The organism is Mycobacteroides chelonae CCUG 47445, from assembly GCF_001632805.1.
Taxonomy (GTDB): Bacteria; Actinomycetota; Actinomycetes; order Mycobacteriales; family Mycobacteriaceae; genus Mycobacterium; species Mycobacterium chelonae.
In genome coordinates this window covers 2,163,993-2,177,909 of sequence record NZ_CP007220.1, presented here as the reverse complement: position 1 = coordinate 2,177,909, position 13,917 = coordinate 2,163,993, and the positions used below count along the sequence as shown (strand labels likewise).

12 protein-coding genes are annotated in these 13,917 nt (G+C 65.6%); 4 read left to right on the top strand and 8 right to left on the bottom strand.

Annotated features, from left to right (window positions below):
* Positions 1-101 precede the first annotated feature (101 nt).
* Positions 102-527 (top strand): F420-dependent biliverdin reductase, encoded by a 426-nt coding sequence (locus tag BB28_RS10765; protein ID WP_046253503.1) that lies wholly within the window; start codon positions 102-104, stop codon positions 525-527.
* Here the strand turns inward: BB28_RS10765 and BB28_RS10760 are convergent.
* Entirely contained in the window at positions 517-1,656 is a 1,140-nt protein-coding gene (locus BB28_RS10760; RefSeq protein ID WP_046255740.1) for a M24 family metallopeptidase, read from the bottom strand. The two genes, BB28_RS10765 and BB28_RS10760, sit on opposite strands and share 11 nt — an antisense overlap.
* Positions 1,657-1,716: 60 nt before the next feature.
* On the opposite strand from BB28_RS10760, the gene BB28_RS10755 reads away from it, so the two are divergent.
* Positions 1,717-2,661, top strand: a complete 945-nt coding sequence (locus tag BB28_RS10755) for a 5'-3' exonuclease (protein WP_046255739.1) — start codon at positions 1,717-1,719, stop codon at positions 2,659-2,661.
* 61 nt (positions 2,662-2,722) lie between these two features.
* On the opposite strand, the gene BB28_RS10750 is transcribed toward BB28_RS10755, so the two are convergent.
* The 7 genes from BB28_RS10750 to pafA all read right to left on the bottom strand — a co-directional run bounded on the left by BB28_RS10750 (position 2,723) and on the right by pafA (position 10,995).
* Positions 2,723-3,433, bottom strand: coding sequence for a DUF4333 domain-containing protein (locus BB28_RS10750; protein ID WP_046253502.1), 711 nt, complete (start codon positions 3,431-3,433; stop codon positions 2,723-2,725).
* A 79-nt stretch (positions 3,434-3,512) separates the two neighbouring features.
* The gene (locus tag BB28_RS10745) at positions 3,513-6,254 is read right to left on the bottom strand and encodes a DEAD/DEAH box helicase (RefSeq protein ID WP_046253501.1); all 2,742 of its coding nucleotides are present in this window, start codon (positions 6,252-6,254) and stop codon (positions 3,513-3,515) included.
* Positions 6,251-7,123 (bottom strand): twin-arginine translocase subunit TatC, encoded by an 873-nt coding sequence (tatC, locus tag BB28_RS10740; protein WP_081252371.1) that lies wholly within the window; start codon positions 7,121-7,123, stop codon positions 6,251-6,253. The genes BB28_RS10745 and tatC overlap by 4 nt, the downstream gene beginning before the upstream one ends.
* A gap of 112 nt (positions 7,124-7,235) precedes the next feature.
* On the bottom strand, positions 7,236-7,502 hold the full coding sequence (gene tatA, locus BB28_RS10735; RefSeq protein ID WP_044104701.1) for a Sec-independent protein translocase subunit TatA: 267 nt from the start codon (positions 7,500-7,502) through the stop codon (positions 7,236-7,238).
* 58 nt (positions 7,503-7,560) lie between these two features.
* Positions 7,561-8,541 carry a helix-turn-helix transcriptional regulator gene (locus BB28_RS10730; RefSeq protein WP_046253499.1) on the bottom strand — a complete coding sequence of 327 codons (981 nt, stop codon included), beginning with the start codon at positions 8,539-8,541 and terminating at the stop codon, positions 7,561-7,563.
* A complete protein-coding gene (locus BB28_RS10725; RefSeq protein WP_046253498.1) occupies positions 8,538-9,539 on the bottom strand; it encodes a helix-turn-helix transcriptional regulator in 1,002 nt (333 codons plus the stop codon). The genes BB28_RS10730 and BB28_RS10725 overlap by 4 nt, the downstream gene beginning before the upstream one ends.
* A gap of 97 nt (positions 9,540-9,636) precedes the next feature.
* Positions 9,637-10,995, bottom strand: a complete 1,359-nt coding sequence (gene pafA, locus BB28_RS10720; protein WP_030095624.1) for a Pup--protein ligase — start codon at positions 10,993-10,995, stop codon at positions 9,637-9,639.
* A 166-nt stretch (positions 10,996-11,161) separates the two neighbouring features.
* On the opposite strand from pafA, the gene BB28_RS10715 reads away from it, so the two are divergent.
* Together BB28_RS10715 and BB28_RS10710 are read left to right on the top strand one after the other, a co-directional pair.
* A complete protein-coding gene (locus BB28_RS10715) occupies positions 11,162-12,406 on the top strand; it encodes a glycosyltransferase (RefSeq protein ID WP_030095623.1) in 1,245 nt (414 codons plus the stop codon).
* Positions 12,407-12,433: 27 nt separating this feature from the next.
* Positions 12,434-13,909, top strand: a complete 1,476-nt coding sequence (locus BB28_RS10710) for an amidase (protein WP_046253497.1) — start codon at positions 12,434-12,436, stop codon at positions 13,907-13,909.
* The last annotated feature ends 8 nt before the right edge of the window (positions 13,910-13,917 follow it).

Below are 13,917 nucleotides of genomic sequence, written 5' to 3'. Positions count from 1 at the left end.
CGTCGACGGTCTTCCCGTAAGCGGATCATCCCCAAGCTGGCCGGAGTGTCGCACCGTGTCGGTCACGTCAGCGATTATGTCCTGCGCTAGCGTGAGACTTGATGCCGAACACCCCTACAACTCGACTTACCGATGATGCGCTGGCGTTCCTGTCCGAGCGCCATCTCGCGATGCTGACCACCTTGCGGCAGGACAACAGCCCGCACGTGGTGGCTGTCGGCTTCACGTTTGACCCCGTCACGCACATCGCGCGGGTCATCACCACCGGCGGGTCGCAGAAAGCGGTCAACGCCGAGCGTGGAGGCCTCGCGGTGCTGAGTCAGGTGGACGGCGCACGCTGGCTTTCCCTGGAGGGTTCGGCCACCGTCGTCACCGACAAAGAGGCGGTACGCGACGCCGAGCTGCGTTATGCGCAGCGTTACCGCACACCCCGGGTAAACCCGCAGCGGGTGGTCATCGAGGTCAAGATCGAGCGGGTGCTGGGCTCCTCGGATCTGCTGAACCGCGGCGACACCCCTAGCGAGTAGGCACCACCGTCAGGCCGTGCGGCCGTGAATTCACCGACTCGCAACCATTTTCGGTGACGACGACGATGTCCTCGATTCGTGCGCCCCATTGCCCCGGGAAGTACACGCCAGGCTCAATGCTGAAGGCCATTCCCGGCTCCAGGATCAGATCGTTGCCCTCCACGATGTACGGCTCCTCATGTACCGACAATCCGATGCCGTGTCCGGTGCGATGCACGAACGCCTCACCCATCCCCGCCTCGACGAGAACGCGACGCGCGGCGGCATCCACCGACTGGGCGCTCACGCCGGGCCGGGCCGCCCGAACCGCAGCCTGCTGCGCCTGCTCCAGAATTGAAATCCTTTGAGCCACATCGGGGTCAGGCTCACCGATGCTGTAGGTACGCGTGCTGTCGGAGTTGTAACCGGGCTCGTAGCTGCCGCCGATGTCCACCACGACGATGTCCCCGGCCCGCAGCTCCCGGTCGGAGCATTCGTGGTGCGGGTCGGCCCCATGCGGACCGGATCCGACGATGATGAAGGCGACCTCCGAATGCCCCTCGGCCACAATCGCTTCAGCGATATCGGCGGCCACCTGGGCCTCCGTGCGACCCGGCGCCAACAGTTCGGGCACCAGCGCGTGTACGCGATCGATGGCCGCCCCGGCCTTGCGTAGGGCATCGATCTCTGAGGCATCCTTGACCATGCGCAGTCGGCGCAGCACCCCGGTGGCCAGTATCGGCACGGTCCCGATCAATTCGGTCAGCGGGAGTAGATGCAGCGCGGGCATGGACTCGGTGACGGCGATGGTGCCCGACAGCGCACCACCCGAGGAACCCAACGCCGCACGTACCAGCTCGTAGGGATTCTCCCCGTCCACCCAATCGCTGATCGGGATGCCGAGGTCGCCGATCGCCGAATCCTGCAGCGCGGCAAGCTCCATCCTCGGCGCGATCACGGTGGGTGTTCCCGAGGCAGGCACCACCAGCGCGGTGAGCCGCTCGAATGTCTGCGCGCGTGATCCGGTCAGATATCTCAGGTCGTATCCGGGTGTGACCACCAAGCCCGCCACCCCGGCCGTCGCGGCCTCCGAAGCGGCACGTTGCAGGCGGTTGGCGTACACATCGGATTCAAAACGCTGGGGTGCCATACGGTCCAGGCTATCTGGCATAGGTTGAGTGCCGTGTCAGAAGACCTCCACCGACCCGTCCTGCTCCTCGATGGAGCCAGCCTGTGGTTCCGTTCATACTTTGGCGTCCCGGATTCGATCAAGGCCCCCGATGGCAGACCCGTCAACGCGGTCCGCGGCTTCCTCGACACCATCTCCCAGCTCATCACGCTGCACCGGCCGCATCGGCTTGTGGTGTGCCTGGATCTGGACTGGCGGCCTGCCTGGCGGGTTGCCGCGATTCCTTCGTACAAGGCGCATCGTGTGGTCTCCCCGGAACCCGACGGTGCCGTCGATGTCGAAGAGGTGCCCGACGAACTGACACCCCAGGTCGACATGATCGCCGAAATGCTGGATGCGTTCGGCATCGCGTCCGCCGGCGCCCCGGGATTCGAGGCCGACGACGTGCTGGGCACCCTCGCGGCGGCTGAACGTCGCGACCCGGTGATCGTGGTCAGCGGGGACCGTGACCTACTGCAGTTGGTCACCGACGCCCCGGTGCCTGTTCGCGTGTTCTACATGGGGCGCGGGTTCGCCAAGGCCACATTGTTCGGACCGGTGGAGGTATCCGAGCAGTACGGCGTGCCCGTCGAGCGCGCCGGCGCGGCCTACGCCGAGCTGGCCCTGCTGCGCGGCGACCCGTCCGACGGTCTGCCCGGTGTTGCCGGGGTGGGCGAGAAGACCGCCGCCAAACTTCTCGCCGAGCACCACTCTCTGACCGGCATTCTCGCCGCGGCCGATGATCCAAAATCAGGGCTGGCCAAGGCTGTTCGCGCCAAGTTGCAGGCCTCGGTGGACTACATCGTGGCCGCCGAGCCGGTGGTGCGGGTGGCCGTGGACGCGCCGGTCACCATCGATCGGGATAGCGATGCGCTACCGCTGGCCGCCCGAGATCCGCGGCGGGTCGCCGAACTGGGTGCCGAGCTGGGGATCGGTTCGGCGATCACGCGCCTACAGAAAGCATTGGACACGCTGCCCCAGCCTTAGGCCGAGAACGCAAAAACGCCGAGCGCGTCACTGCATGCGCTCGGCGTTTTGGCAGAACTCGTTACTTGGGACGGCCGACCTCGTAGGTGCCCTTGTCGTTCTGGAAGGTCACGGTGACCTGTCGCTTGGTGCCGTCGATGCTGACATCGCAGCTGAAGGTGGCACCCTTCTTGACCTCAGGGTTCTGGCCGTCATTGCACTTGACGTCCTTGACGTTCTTGGCGCCGTAGCCATTGGTTTCGTCGGTGAGAACCTTGGTCACACCCTCCTGCGCCTTGTTGACGTCCAGGGTTGTGGTCATGGCCCAGCCGGGGGCCAGGAAGGCGGTCACCAGCACGACGATCAGGATCACCGCGGCCGCGACGATACCGCCGATGATCGCGATGGTCTTCGTGGAACGCTGCGGCTTTCCGGCGCCGAACTGCGGGAACGGCTGTCCCTGCTGCTGGCCGTACTGGCCCGGGTATCCACCCTGCTGTCCGTACTGTCCCGGCTGGCCGTAGGCGCCGGGCTGACCGAACTGGCTCGGCTCACCGAACCCCGGCTGACCGGGCTGCTGGCCGAACTGGCTCGGATCCCCAAATCCACCGCCCGGGAAACCCGGCTGCTGGTACTGCGGATACTGCTGGCCCTGGCCATAGGCGGGCTGCTGCCAACTCGGTTCACCCTGCTGCGCCGGATCTGAGGATTGCGGTGTCTGCCACGGCTCTTGGCCTTGCCCAGGTTGGGGCGCCCACTGTCCGCCAGGTTCGGTTCCCTGTGGACCGCTCATCGTTCCTCCCGTGTCGCGACTTTGTTACTTACCGGTGTGTAAGAGGGTGCTGACGCTCCACCTTAGCGTTTGCTCATCGTTATGTGCCATCAACGGCAACGACGCCACGCCGCACGTCGGCGACCGCGGCCCTCGCCACCGAGCGCACCTCGGCATCCGGCGCTGCCTTGTTGATCTGGTCGAGCAGATCAACCACTTGCCGGCACCACCGCACGAAGTCGCCTGCCGGTAGCGCGGTGCCGGTATCCCCGGCCGCCTCCAACGATGCCGCCAGATCACCGGTGGTCGCCCACCGGTACACCGCCGCGACGAAGCCCTCATCGACCTCGCGGGTGGGCGCGAGCTGATGCCGCTGTTCGTCGTGACGCAACCGTGCCAGCGCCCGGTGGGTTTCGGCGAGCGCCGCGCGCAGCGCCGCAGTGGGCGCCTCCCCCGTCACCGATACCGCATCACCACGCGACTCGTACAACACGGCCGATGCCACCGCCGCCAGTTCCGCGGGTTTGAGCCCCGCCCACAGTCCGCGCCGCAGACATTCGGCCACCAGCAGATCGCTTTCGCTGTAGATACGGGCCAACAGCATGCCGTCCTCGGTCACCTTCTTACCGAGCTCGGAGCTGTCCTGGACGTATCCGCGTTCGGTCAGCAGCGTCAGGATGCGGTCAAAAGTACGCGCGAGTGAGTTGGTCGCGGCCGACACCTTCTTCTGCAGCTGTGCGTTATCGCGTTCGATGCGCAGATAGCGCTCGGCCGTCCGCGCCAGATCCTCACGGTTGGGAGCGTGGTGCACCGGATGCTCCCGGATTTCGCGGCGCAGCCGTTCGACCTCGACGCCCAGATCCGAACCATCAGCGCCCGGATCGTTCTTGCGTCCCTTCACAGGTTGCGGCCTGCGCACCCGACCCTCGTCCAGGGCCGATCGCAGGGCCGACGCCACGTCACGGCGCACCTTGGGCTGGCGGTGCTCGACACGCTTGGGCAGGCTGATGGATCCGAGCGGTTCCGCGGTTCCCGAGTAGTCCGCCGATGAAATCCTTCCGGCCCAACGATGTTCGGTCAACACCAACGGACGCGGGTCATCGTCGTCGTGGGCCGGCTCCAGCACCACGGCCACGCCATTGCGGCGGCCGTGGGGTATCGCGATGACATCGCCGCGCTTGAGCGCTGCCAAGGCATCGTTGGCCGCGCCGCGACGTTCCAGCCGTGAGGTGCGCGCCGCGGCCCGCTCACGCTCGGAGAGCCTGCCGCGCAACCGGACATATTCCAGGACGGAACCGTCGTGCCCGTCAATCTCCTTGGCGATCTCGTCGAGCATCTTCTTGCCGCGTTCGATACCACGGACCAGTCCCACCACCGAGCGGTCGGCCTGGAACTGCGCGAAGGATCGCTCCAGTAGTTCGCGCGCCGGATCCGGGCCCATGCGGTGCACCAGATTGATCGTCATGTTGTAGGACGGCGCAAATGAGCTGCGCAGCGGGAAGGTACGCGTGGACGCCAGACCGGCGATCTCGCTGGGTTCCACCTCGGGCGTCCACAACACGACGGCGTGTCCCTCGACGTCGATTCCGCGTCGGCCCGCCCGCCCGGTCAACTGGGTGTACTCCCCCGGAGTCAACGCCGCGTGCTGCTCCCCGTTGAACTTCACCAACCGCTCCAGCACCACCGTGCGCGCGGGCATGTTGATACCCAATGCCAGTGTCTCGGTGGCAAATACCGCCTTCACCAGCCCCTTGGTGAAGAGTTCCTCGACGGTGTGCCGGAAGACCGGCAGCATGCCGGCATGGTGGGCGGCGATACCGCGCAGCAGCCCCTCACGCCACTGCCAGTAGCCGAGCACGTCCAGGTCCGCCTCGGGCAGCCCTTCGGTGCGGCGGTCGATGATGGCAACGATCTCCCGCCGGTCTTCCTCGGTGGTCAGGCGCAGCCGGGATCGGAGGCATTGCGCCACAGCGCCATCGCAGCCAGCACGAGAAAAGATGAATGTGATCGCCGGAAGCAGGCCGTCCTCGTCGAGCCGGGTGATGACCTCGGGTCGCGATGGCGGGCGATAGAGCGTGGGAGGACGCCCGCCACGATCGTGTGGCCCCCGTCGGCGTGGGCGGTCGAAGTCCGCGAAGCGATCGGCCTGGCGCCGCTGGGCTATGTAGCGGGTGAGCTCCGGGTCGACATCGGTTTTCTTGCCGTCGTAATCAAAGAGATCGAAGAGCCGCCGACCAACCATGACGTGCTGCCACAACGGGACCGGCCTGGTCTCGTCGACCACGACGGCGGTGTCTCCGCGGACTGTCTTGATCCATCCGCCGAATTCCTCGGCGTTGCTTACCGTGGCCGACAAGCTGGCCAGGGCCACCTCTTCGGGCAGGTGCAAGATGACTTCTTCCCAGACCGCACCGCGGAATCGGTCGGCCAGGAAGTGCACTTCGTCCATGACCACATACGAAAGACCATGCAGTGCTGGCGAATCCGCGTACAGCATGTTCCGCAGTACCTCGGTGGTCATCACGACCACCGGAGCATCGGAGTTGATCGAGGAGTCTCCGGTGAGCAGGCCGACCTTCTCCGGTCCGTACACCGAGACCAGGTCGTTGTGTTTCTGGTTGCTCAGCGCCTTGATCGGGGTGGTGTAAAAGCACTTGCGTCCAGCCGCCAGCGCCAAATGGACCGCGAATTCTCCGACGATGGTCTTACCCGCACCGGTGGGTGCGCAGACCAGCACACCGTGGCCGTTTTCCAGCGCCGTGCACGCGCGGACCTGAAAGGGATCGAGAGCAAAACTCAGCCCTTGGGAGAACGCACTGAGTTGGGTTCCGATGCTGGTCACTTGCCCATGTTGTCAAACCGCTCGGGAGGACCGATCGGTTCGGGCGCGGCAATGGCCTCGGGAGCATCCAAAGCAGAGGCCTCGTCATCGCTGAGCTGCTGCGCGGCCTCCCGTTTGGCCTTGCGTCTGTCGTGGATCCGGGCCACCTGAATGGAGAACTCCAGCAGCACCGTCAGTGCGAGGCCCAGCGCGGTCATCGTGAACGGATCCGATCCCGGGGTCGCGAAGGCCGCGAACACGAACAGGCCGAAGATGATGCCCCTACGCCAATTCTTGAGCTTGGCGTAGGACAGGATCCCAACGAAATTCAGCATGACAAGCAACAGCGGGAACTCGAAGCTGACGCCGAAGACCAGCAATACGTTGATCAGAAAACTGAAGTACTCGTCACCCTTGAGCCCGGTGACCTGCACGTCGCTGCCCACCGTCAAGAGGAAATGCAGGGCCTTCGCCAGCACCGTGTAGGCCAACAGCGCACCTGCGACGAACAGCACCGTCGCCGCGGTGACGAAGATGACCGCGAATTTGCGTTCGTTGCGATACAGGCCCGGCGTGATGAACCGCCAGATCTGGTACAGCCACACTGGACAGGCCAGCACCACACCCGCGGTCAGACCGACCTTGAGGCGCAGCATGAACTGCTCGAAAGGCGCGGTCGCCAGCAGTCGGCAGGCCCCATCGGCGCTCAGATTGGCGCGCGCGCTGGCCGGCAGCGAGCAGTACGGTCCACGCAACCATTCACCGAGGCTCTCCACGCCGAACATCGCGTGCTCGTACCAGAAGAACCCGACGATGGTGGTCAGTAGGACTGCGGCCACCGAGATAAGCAGGCGGGTACGCAGCTCCTGCAGATGTTCCACGAGCGACATGGTGCCGTCGGAATTCTTGGGCTGTCTGGACTTTCGCTGCAGCCCAAGAGCACCCAGGACCTTATTCATGAACGCATGACCTATCCGGCCGGCCTATCGCGGCGGAACGCGGCTAGGCAGTGGGCTTGTGACCGGGAGTCGATTCGATCGGCGGTGCTTCCACCGCGGTAGCGGGTGGCACTTGCTGCTGCTCCACCGCTGGTGGGGCGTCGGCCGCCTTCGCGGAATTTCCCTCGTTCTGCAGTTCCTTGACTTCGGATTTGAAGATCCGCAGCGACTTACCCAGCGAACGCGCGAGGTCGGGCAGCTTCTTGGCTCCGAAGAGCAGCGCGAATACGACAATTACGATCACCCAGTGCATGGGTTGTAGACCGCCCAATGTGGTCACCTCCTCTGGCGTCGTGTCTGCCTTGATGCTACCCCAGGGCCGATCGCGGTCAGCTGGCCTGATACGCCGCCAGCGCCGCCGCCGCGTCGGTACGCACCCGCCGCGCCAGGGATTCTGGCGCCAGCACCCGGATCGCCGAACCGAAACCAAGGATCAACCGCGCCATCCAGTCTTCGGAGGCATAGGTCATGGCGGCCTCTACCGATCCGTCGGCATGCTGGACGCCGGTGGGCCGCATCGGGAAGTAGTCGAAGACCCAGGACGCACTCGGCCCGACCAATACCGTCGCGGCCGGCAACGAGGGGTCCGCCTCGAACAGTCCGGTGTCGGTGGCGGTCTGGATCGCGGGTGCAGGGGGTGCAGAACGCTGATCGAGAACCTCGGCCTGTTCGATCCTGTCGAACCGGAACAGCCGCACCCCTTCGGAGGCGCGACACCAGGCCTCCAGGTAGCTGTGATCCCCTACGACCGCGATCCGAATGGGGTCGACTATCCGCTCCGACAAGGCATCTCGTGATGCCGAGTAGTACTCGATGCGCAGCGCCTTGCGGTTACGCACGGCCGAGCGGACGGCGGAGACCGCCTCGGACTCGACGGGAGTCGCCGCTGAAGCATCCGATTCGGTGTTTGATTCTCGTCGCCCAAGCGTCTCATCACCGGCCCCCGCGGCATCCTCGATCTTGGCGATAGCGCTGCGTGCGGCCTCCGGGTCGACGGTGCCGGGCATGTCCAGCAGGGCGCGCAGGGCGACCAACAGCGCCGTCGCCTCGGGCGAGGTGAGGCGCAGCGGACGGTCGATACCGGCCGAGAATGTGACCTCGATGCTCTCCTCGGAGAACGAGAGATCGATCAGATCGCCGGGACCGTAACCGGGCAGGCCACACATCCACAGCTGGTTCAGATCGGCCATCAGCTGTTTGGTGGTGACGCCCAGGTCTGCGGCGGCGTCAGCGGCACTGATACCCGGATTGGCCTGGAAGTACGGAACCATGTTGAGAAGCCGGGTCAGACGATTCGACAGCTCGGTCATGCCGTGACTCCTGCGTGCTCCTGAAGGCGGGCGATGACCTCGTCACGCACCTGGGCAGGCTCCAACGCGACCGCATCGGCGCCGTGCGAGGCGATCGAACGAACCAGGCGGTCGGGTGAGGCCACCTCGATCTCGACCACATCGCCGTCGCGCTCGCCCAGCCGACGTGGTTCGACCATGGCACCCATCCGGCGCAGCTCCTGGGCGCGCCCCTCGGCGATCCATACCCGCGCGGTGATGCGCACGGGCCCATCGCCGACGGCCCTGGCCACGATCGCGCGCAGGTCCACTCCGTCGGGGCGGCGCACCGTGCCCGGCTTTTCCAGCATCGTGACGTCCTCCCCGATGCGGGAAAGCCGGAACGTGCGAGTGGCGTTGCGGTCCCGGTCGTGTCCGACGAGGTACCAGCGGCCGCGATCGGTGATCACACCCCACGGCTCCACGGTGCGCGTGATGTACGGCTCGGCGCGTGAGGGCCGGTGTCCGAACTGCACTGCCTGACCGGAGTCGATGGCGGACAGCAGGATTCGCAACACCGATTCCGACCCACGGCCGCCGGGCATCGCTAGGTTTGACGTGGACCCCGCCACCGAAACGTTCTCGGCGGTGGGGTCGACGTCCACGCCCGCCGCGCGGAGTTTCATCAGCGCGCCCTGTGCGGCGGTGACCAGCTCGGGCGACTGCCACAGCTGCGTGGCGACCGCAACGGCCGCGGATTCATCGGCGGTGAGAGTGATATCGGGCAACTCGTAGGCGTCGCGACGGATGCGGTAGCCCTCGGTGGCGTCGAAGGACGACACTTTGCCCGTTTCCAGTGGGATGCCCAGGTCGCGCAGTTCGTTCTTGTCGCGCTCGAACATCCGGCTGAAGGCCTCATCGCTCGGCGAGTCCGAGTAACCGGCCACAGAGGTGCGGATTCGTTCTGCGGTGACATAGGTGCGGGTGGACAGCAGGCAGATCACCAGGTTCATCAACCGCTCGACTTTGGAGATCGCCACGGCGGAAAGCTTAGAGGAAACCGGCACGTCAGCCCGGAGCGCATGCGGGAGTGTCCGAATGTTTGTTCGGACACGACCCAAACGCCGGGTGCGAGCGCTACATGCTGGCGATGAGACGTTCCACCCGCTCGTCGACGGACCGGAACGGGTCCTTGCACAGCACGGTGCGCTGCGCCTGGTCGTTGAGCTTGAGGTGCACCCAGTCGACGGTGAAATCGCGGCCGGCCTCCTGCGCAGCGGTGATGAAATCACCGCGCAGCTTGGCGCGCGTGGTCTGCGGCGGCTGATCGACGGCGGCCTTGATCTCTTCATCGGTGGTGATGCGAGCGGCCAACCCCTTGCGTTGCAGCAGATCGAACACGCCCCGGCCACGCTTGATGTCGTGATAGGCCAGGTCCAGCTGAGCGATCTTCGGGTCAGACAGCTCCATGTTGTAGCGGTCCTGGTACCGCTGGAACAGCTTGCGCTTGATCACCCAGTCGATCTCGGTGTCGACCTTCGAGAAGTCTTGGCTCTCAACAGCATCCAGCGTGCGACCCCAGAGTTCGACGACCTGCTCGACCTGCTCATTGGGTTCTCTGGTGTTGAGGTGTTCCACGGCCCGCGCATGGTATTCGCGCTGGATGTCCAGCGCGCTGGCCTGACGCCCACCGGCGAGCCGGACCGGGCGGCGGCCGGTGAGGTCGTGGCTGACCTCACGGATGGCGCGGATCGGGTTGTCCAGCGAGAAGTCCCGGAATGCCACACCCGACTCGATCATCTCCAGCACCAGCGCCGCGGTACCCACCTTGAGCATGGTGGTGGACTCGGACATGTTGGAGTCGCCGACGATGACGTGCAGGCGCCGGTACTTCTCGGCGTCGGCGTGCGGCTCGTCGCGCGTGTTGATGATGGGACGGCTACGCGTGGTCGCCGAGGACACACCTTCCCAAATATGCTCGGCACGTTGCGATAAGCAATAGGTCGCGGCCTTGGGCGTGAGCAGCACCTTGCCCGCCCCGCAGATCAACTGGCGGGTGACCAGGAACGGCAGCAGCACATCCGAGATCCGGGAGAACTCACCGGCCCGCACGATGAGGTAGTTCTCGTGGCAGCCGTACGAGTTGCCTGCGGAATCGGTGTTGTTCTTGAACAGGTAGATGTCGCCGCCGATGCCCTCATCGGAGAGGCGCTGTTCGGCGTCGATGAGCAGATCTTCCAGGACGCGTTCTCCGGCGCGGTCATGGGTGACCAGCTGCACCAGGCTGTCGCACTCGGCGGTGGCGTACTCAGGGTGGCTGCCCACGTCGAGATAGAGCCGCGCGCCATTACGCAGGAAGACGTTGGAGCTGCGCCCCCACGACACCACCCGGCGGAACAGGTAGCGGGCGACCTCGTCCGGGCTCAATCGCCGGTGGCCGTGAAATGTGCACGTGACGCCGAACTCGGTCTCGATCCCCATAATTCGACGTTGCACACCATCGAGCCTACTGGGTGAGGCCATCGACAGCGGGGAGGCTGGCCTTTCTCGAGGCCATCTGTCTGGGTATCTCAGCAGCACGACCGGCGATCCGATACGGTTCGGTTCGGGTTGGGCCCGGTTTCGTCCGCGCCGTATTGGCACACAACGACAGGTTTCGACAATGCATATTGCGCTGTTCACCGATCTTCACCCTGAGAGCCTGGGCGGGGCGCAGATCTCGGTGGCGCGCCAGCGTCACGGGCTGGAACGGCTGGGACACAAGGTGACGGTGTTCACCGCGCCGCTGGCCCACACCGTTGACCCCGACCCGAACGTCGTCGAGGTCAAGCCGGTGCCGTTCGTGGCCGAGGCGATGCGCAAGCTCGGCAAGCACGACGATTTCACCTTCGTATGGCCCGGAGCGGCGAACAAGGAACTGATCGATCGGGAGCTTCGTGCCCGCGGGCCGATCGACATCATCCACAGCCAGGGCGACCTGGGCGTCTGCATCGCCGGCGTGGAAGCGGCCCGCCGCAACGGCATCCCGGTGGTGCAGACCAAGCACACCCGGTACGACGTGTACTTCGAAAAGGCCAGCCCCAACCCCCTGCTGTTGGCGTGGATCTTCAGCCAGATGCAGGAGCGCCATCTACCCAAGGATTTCCACCTGACGACGGTGCAGGAATCGGCCGCGTCGCGGCGGGCATGGCAGCTGATGATGGCGCAGGCGCAGGCGGTGGATCACGAGATCACCCCGACGACACACTTTGCCCAGGCCCTCACCGACCGTGGGCTGCGTCGGCCGATTTCGGTGGTCTCCAATGGCGTGGACGACGAGCTGGTGGACATCGCCCGTGAAGCCGCGGACGACAAGCCGACCGACGACGAGCCGCTACGGCTGATCTGGTGCGGACGGCTGTCCCCGGAGAAGCGGGTACTGGAGGCCGTGAAGGCCGCCACCCAGGTCCAGAACTGCGTCATGGACATCTACGGCGACGGCCACCTCGAGCACGCCATCAAGAAGTACGTCGATTCACACGGAGCTTCGCACCGCATCAGGCTGCGCGGCCGGGTCAGCCAGGACAGCTGCCTGGCGGCGATGGGAGCCAGCAGCGCCCTACTGTTCACCTCCTACGGTTTCGACACCCAGGGACTGGTTCTGCTGGAGGCGATTTCGATGTCGACTCCGGTGATCTTCTGCGACGAAATCCTGGGCGAGTCGGTACCCGACGGCGGTGGACTGGTCACCGAGAACGAATCCGTCGAGGCCATTGCGAAGGCCATCCGGGCGTTGGCCGATGACCGCGCCAAGCTACGGCAGATGACCGAGGTGGTGGCCGCGCACCAGGACGAGCCGCGGCAGTCGCTGCAGACCGAGAAGATTGTCGCCATCTACAACGATGTGTTGAAGAAGGCCAACGCCTGACCCCGTGAGGCCGCATAGGCTGGCCGGGTGGACTTCTCCGAATACTCCCGATACGACGCCACCGGCCTGGCCGAGCTGGTGGCCACCAAGCAGGTCACCCCGGCAGAACTGCTCGCCGCGGCCCGCGAACGTGCGGTGGCGGTCAACAACAAGATCACGGCCATTGTCCGGACCATTCCGGAGGCGGATAAACAGGTCGAGGGCGAGCTGACCGGTCCGTTCGCGGGGGTTCCTTTTCTCATCAAGGATCTCGGCCAGGACTACAAGGGCCACCCGACATCGGGAGGGTGCCGGGCGCTGTCCACCCTTCCCGCGCCGGAGCATTCCACCATCGTGCGACGGTGGCTCGACGCCGGACTGGTCATCTTCGGCAAGACCAACACCCCCGAGTTCGGCGCGAAGGGCATCACCGAGCCGGAACTTTTTGGGGCTAGCCGTAATCCGTGGGATTTGGACCGCACACCCGGCGGATCATCGGGTGGCTCCGCAGCGGCCGTCGCGGCGGGAATCGTGCCAGTGGCCGGCGCCAGCGACGGAGGCGGGTCCATCCGCATCCCCGCGGGATGTTGTGGTCTGGTGGGCCTCAAGCCGGGGCGTGGCATCACTCCGATGGGTCCGGCGGCCGGCGAACCCATGCACGGTGCGGCCGTGAGCGGCACGGTCTCGCGCACCGTCCGCGATACCGCCGCCATGCTCGACATCATTGCGGGACCGGATGCGACATCGCCGTACCTGCCTGCCATACCCGAGGATTCGTACGCCTCGCAGGTGGGCAGGGATCCCGGAAAGCTGCGGATCGGCGTGCGCATCCCGACCGTCATCACCCCCAACCCCGATCCGGCGGCAGCCGCCGCGGTCGAGGCCGCGGTGCGCGTCCTGACGCATCTGGGCCACGAGGTGGAAGAGGTGAGCGCCCCGTATGACGATGGGCAGCTGGCACGCGACTTCCTGCTGACCTGGTTTGTGCACGCGGCCTACGAGGTGGACGACACCAAGCGGCTAACCGGAGCCGGTGACGAGGGGTTCGAACGCGACACTTTGCTCATCGCCGCGCTGGGCCGCGCCACCAACGGCCCCGATTATGTTGCGGCCGTGGAACGCCGGCACAACTATGTACGGGAACTGGCCACCTTCTTCGGCGACTACGACCTGCTGCTCACGCCCACACTTGCCAAGGTCCCACCGAAGATCGGCGAGTTCAACCTTCCGGCGCCGCTGGCGGCGGTGTCCGATCTGTTGTTGCGCACCAAGACTGCCCGCGTGCTCAAGTACGCCAACATCGTCGACAGCATGATCAACGACAACCTCGGCTGGGTTCCCTATACCCAGTTGGCGAATCTGACTGGGCGCCCAGCGATTTCCCTGCCGCTATATCAAACCCCGAAGGGCTTGCCACTCGGCGTGCAGTTCGTCGCCCCACTGGGCGGCGAATCACTGCTCATCCGGCTGGCCGCCCAGTTGGAGGCGACCGTACCGTGGGCAGACCGCCGCCCCAGGCTCTAGCGCGGTAG

Excerpts from the sequence above, each read along its gene's own strand:
- BB28_RS10715 (WP_030095623.1), top strand. The coding sequence starts at position 11,162 with ATGCATATTGCGCTGTTCACCGATCTTCACCCTGAGAGCCTGGGCGGG.
- tatC (WP_081252371.1), bottom strand. The coding sequence starts at position 7,123 with ATGTCGCTCGTGGAACATCTGCAGGAGCTGCGTACCCGCCTGCTTATC.
- BB28_RS10750 (WP_046253502.1), bottom strand. The coding sequence starts at position 3,433 with ATGAGCGGTCCACAGGGAACCGAACCTGGCGGACAGTGGGCGCCCCAA.
- BB28_RS10765 (WP_046253503.1), top strand. The coding sequence starts at position 102 with ATGCCGAACACCCCTACAACTCGACTTACCGATGATGCGCTGGCGTTC.
- BB28_RS10730 (WP_046253499.1), bottom strand. The coding sequence starts at position 8,541 with ATGACCGAGCTGTCGAATCGTCTGACCCGGCTTCTCAACATGGTTCCG.
- BB28_RS10760 (WP_046255740.1), bottom strand. The coding sequence starts at position 1,656 with ATGGCACCCCAGCGTTTTGAATCCGATGTGTACGCCAACCGCCTGCAA.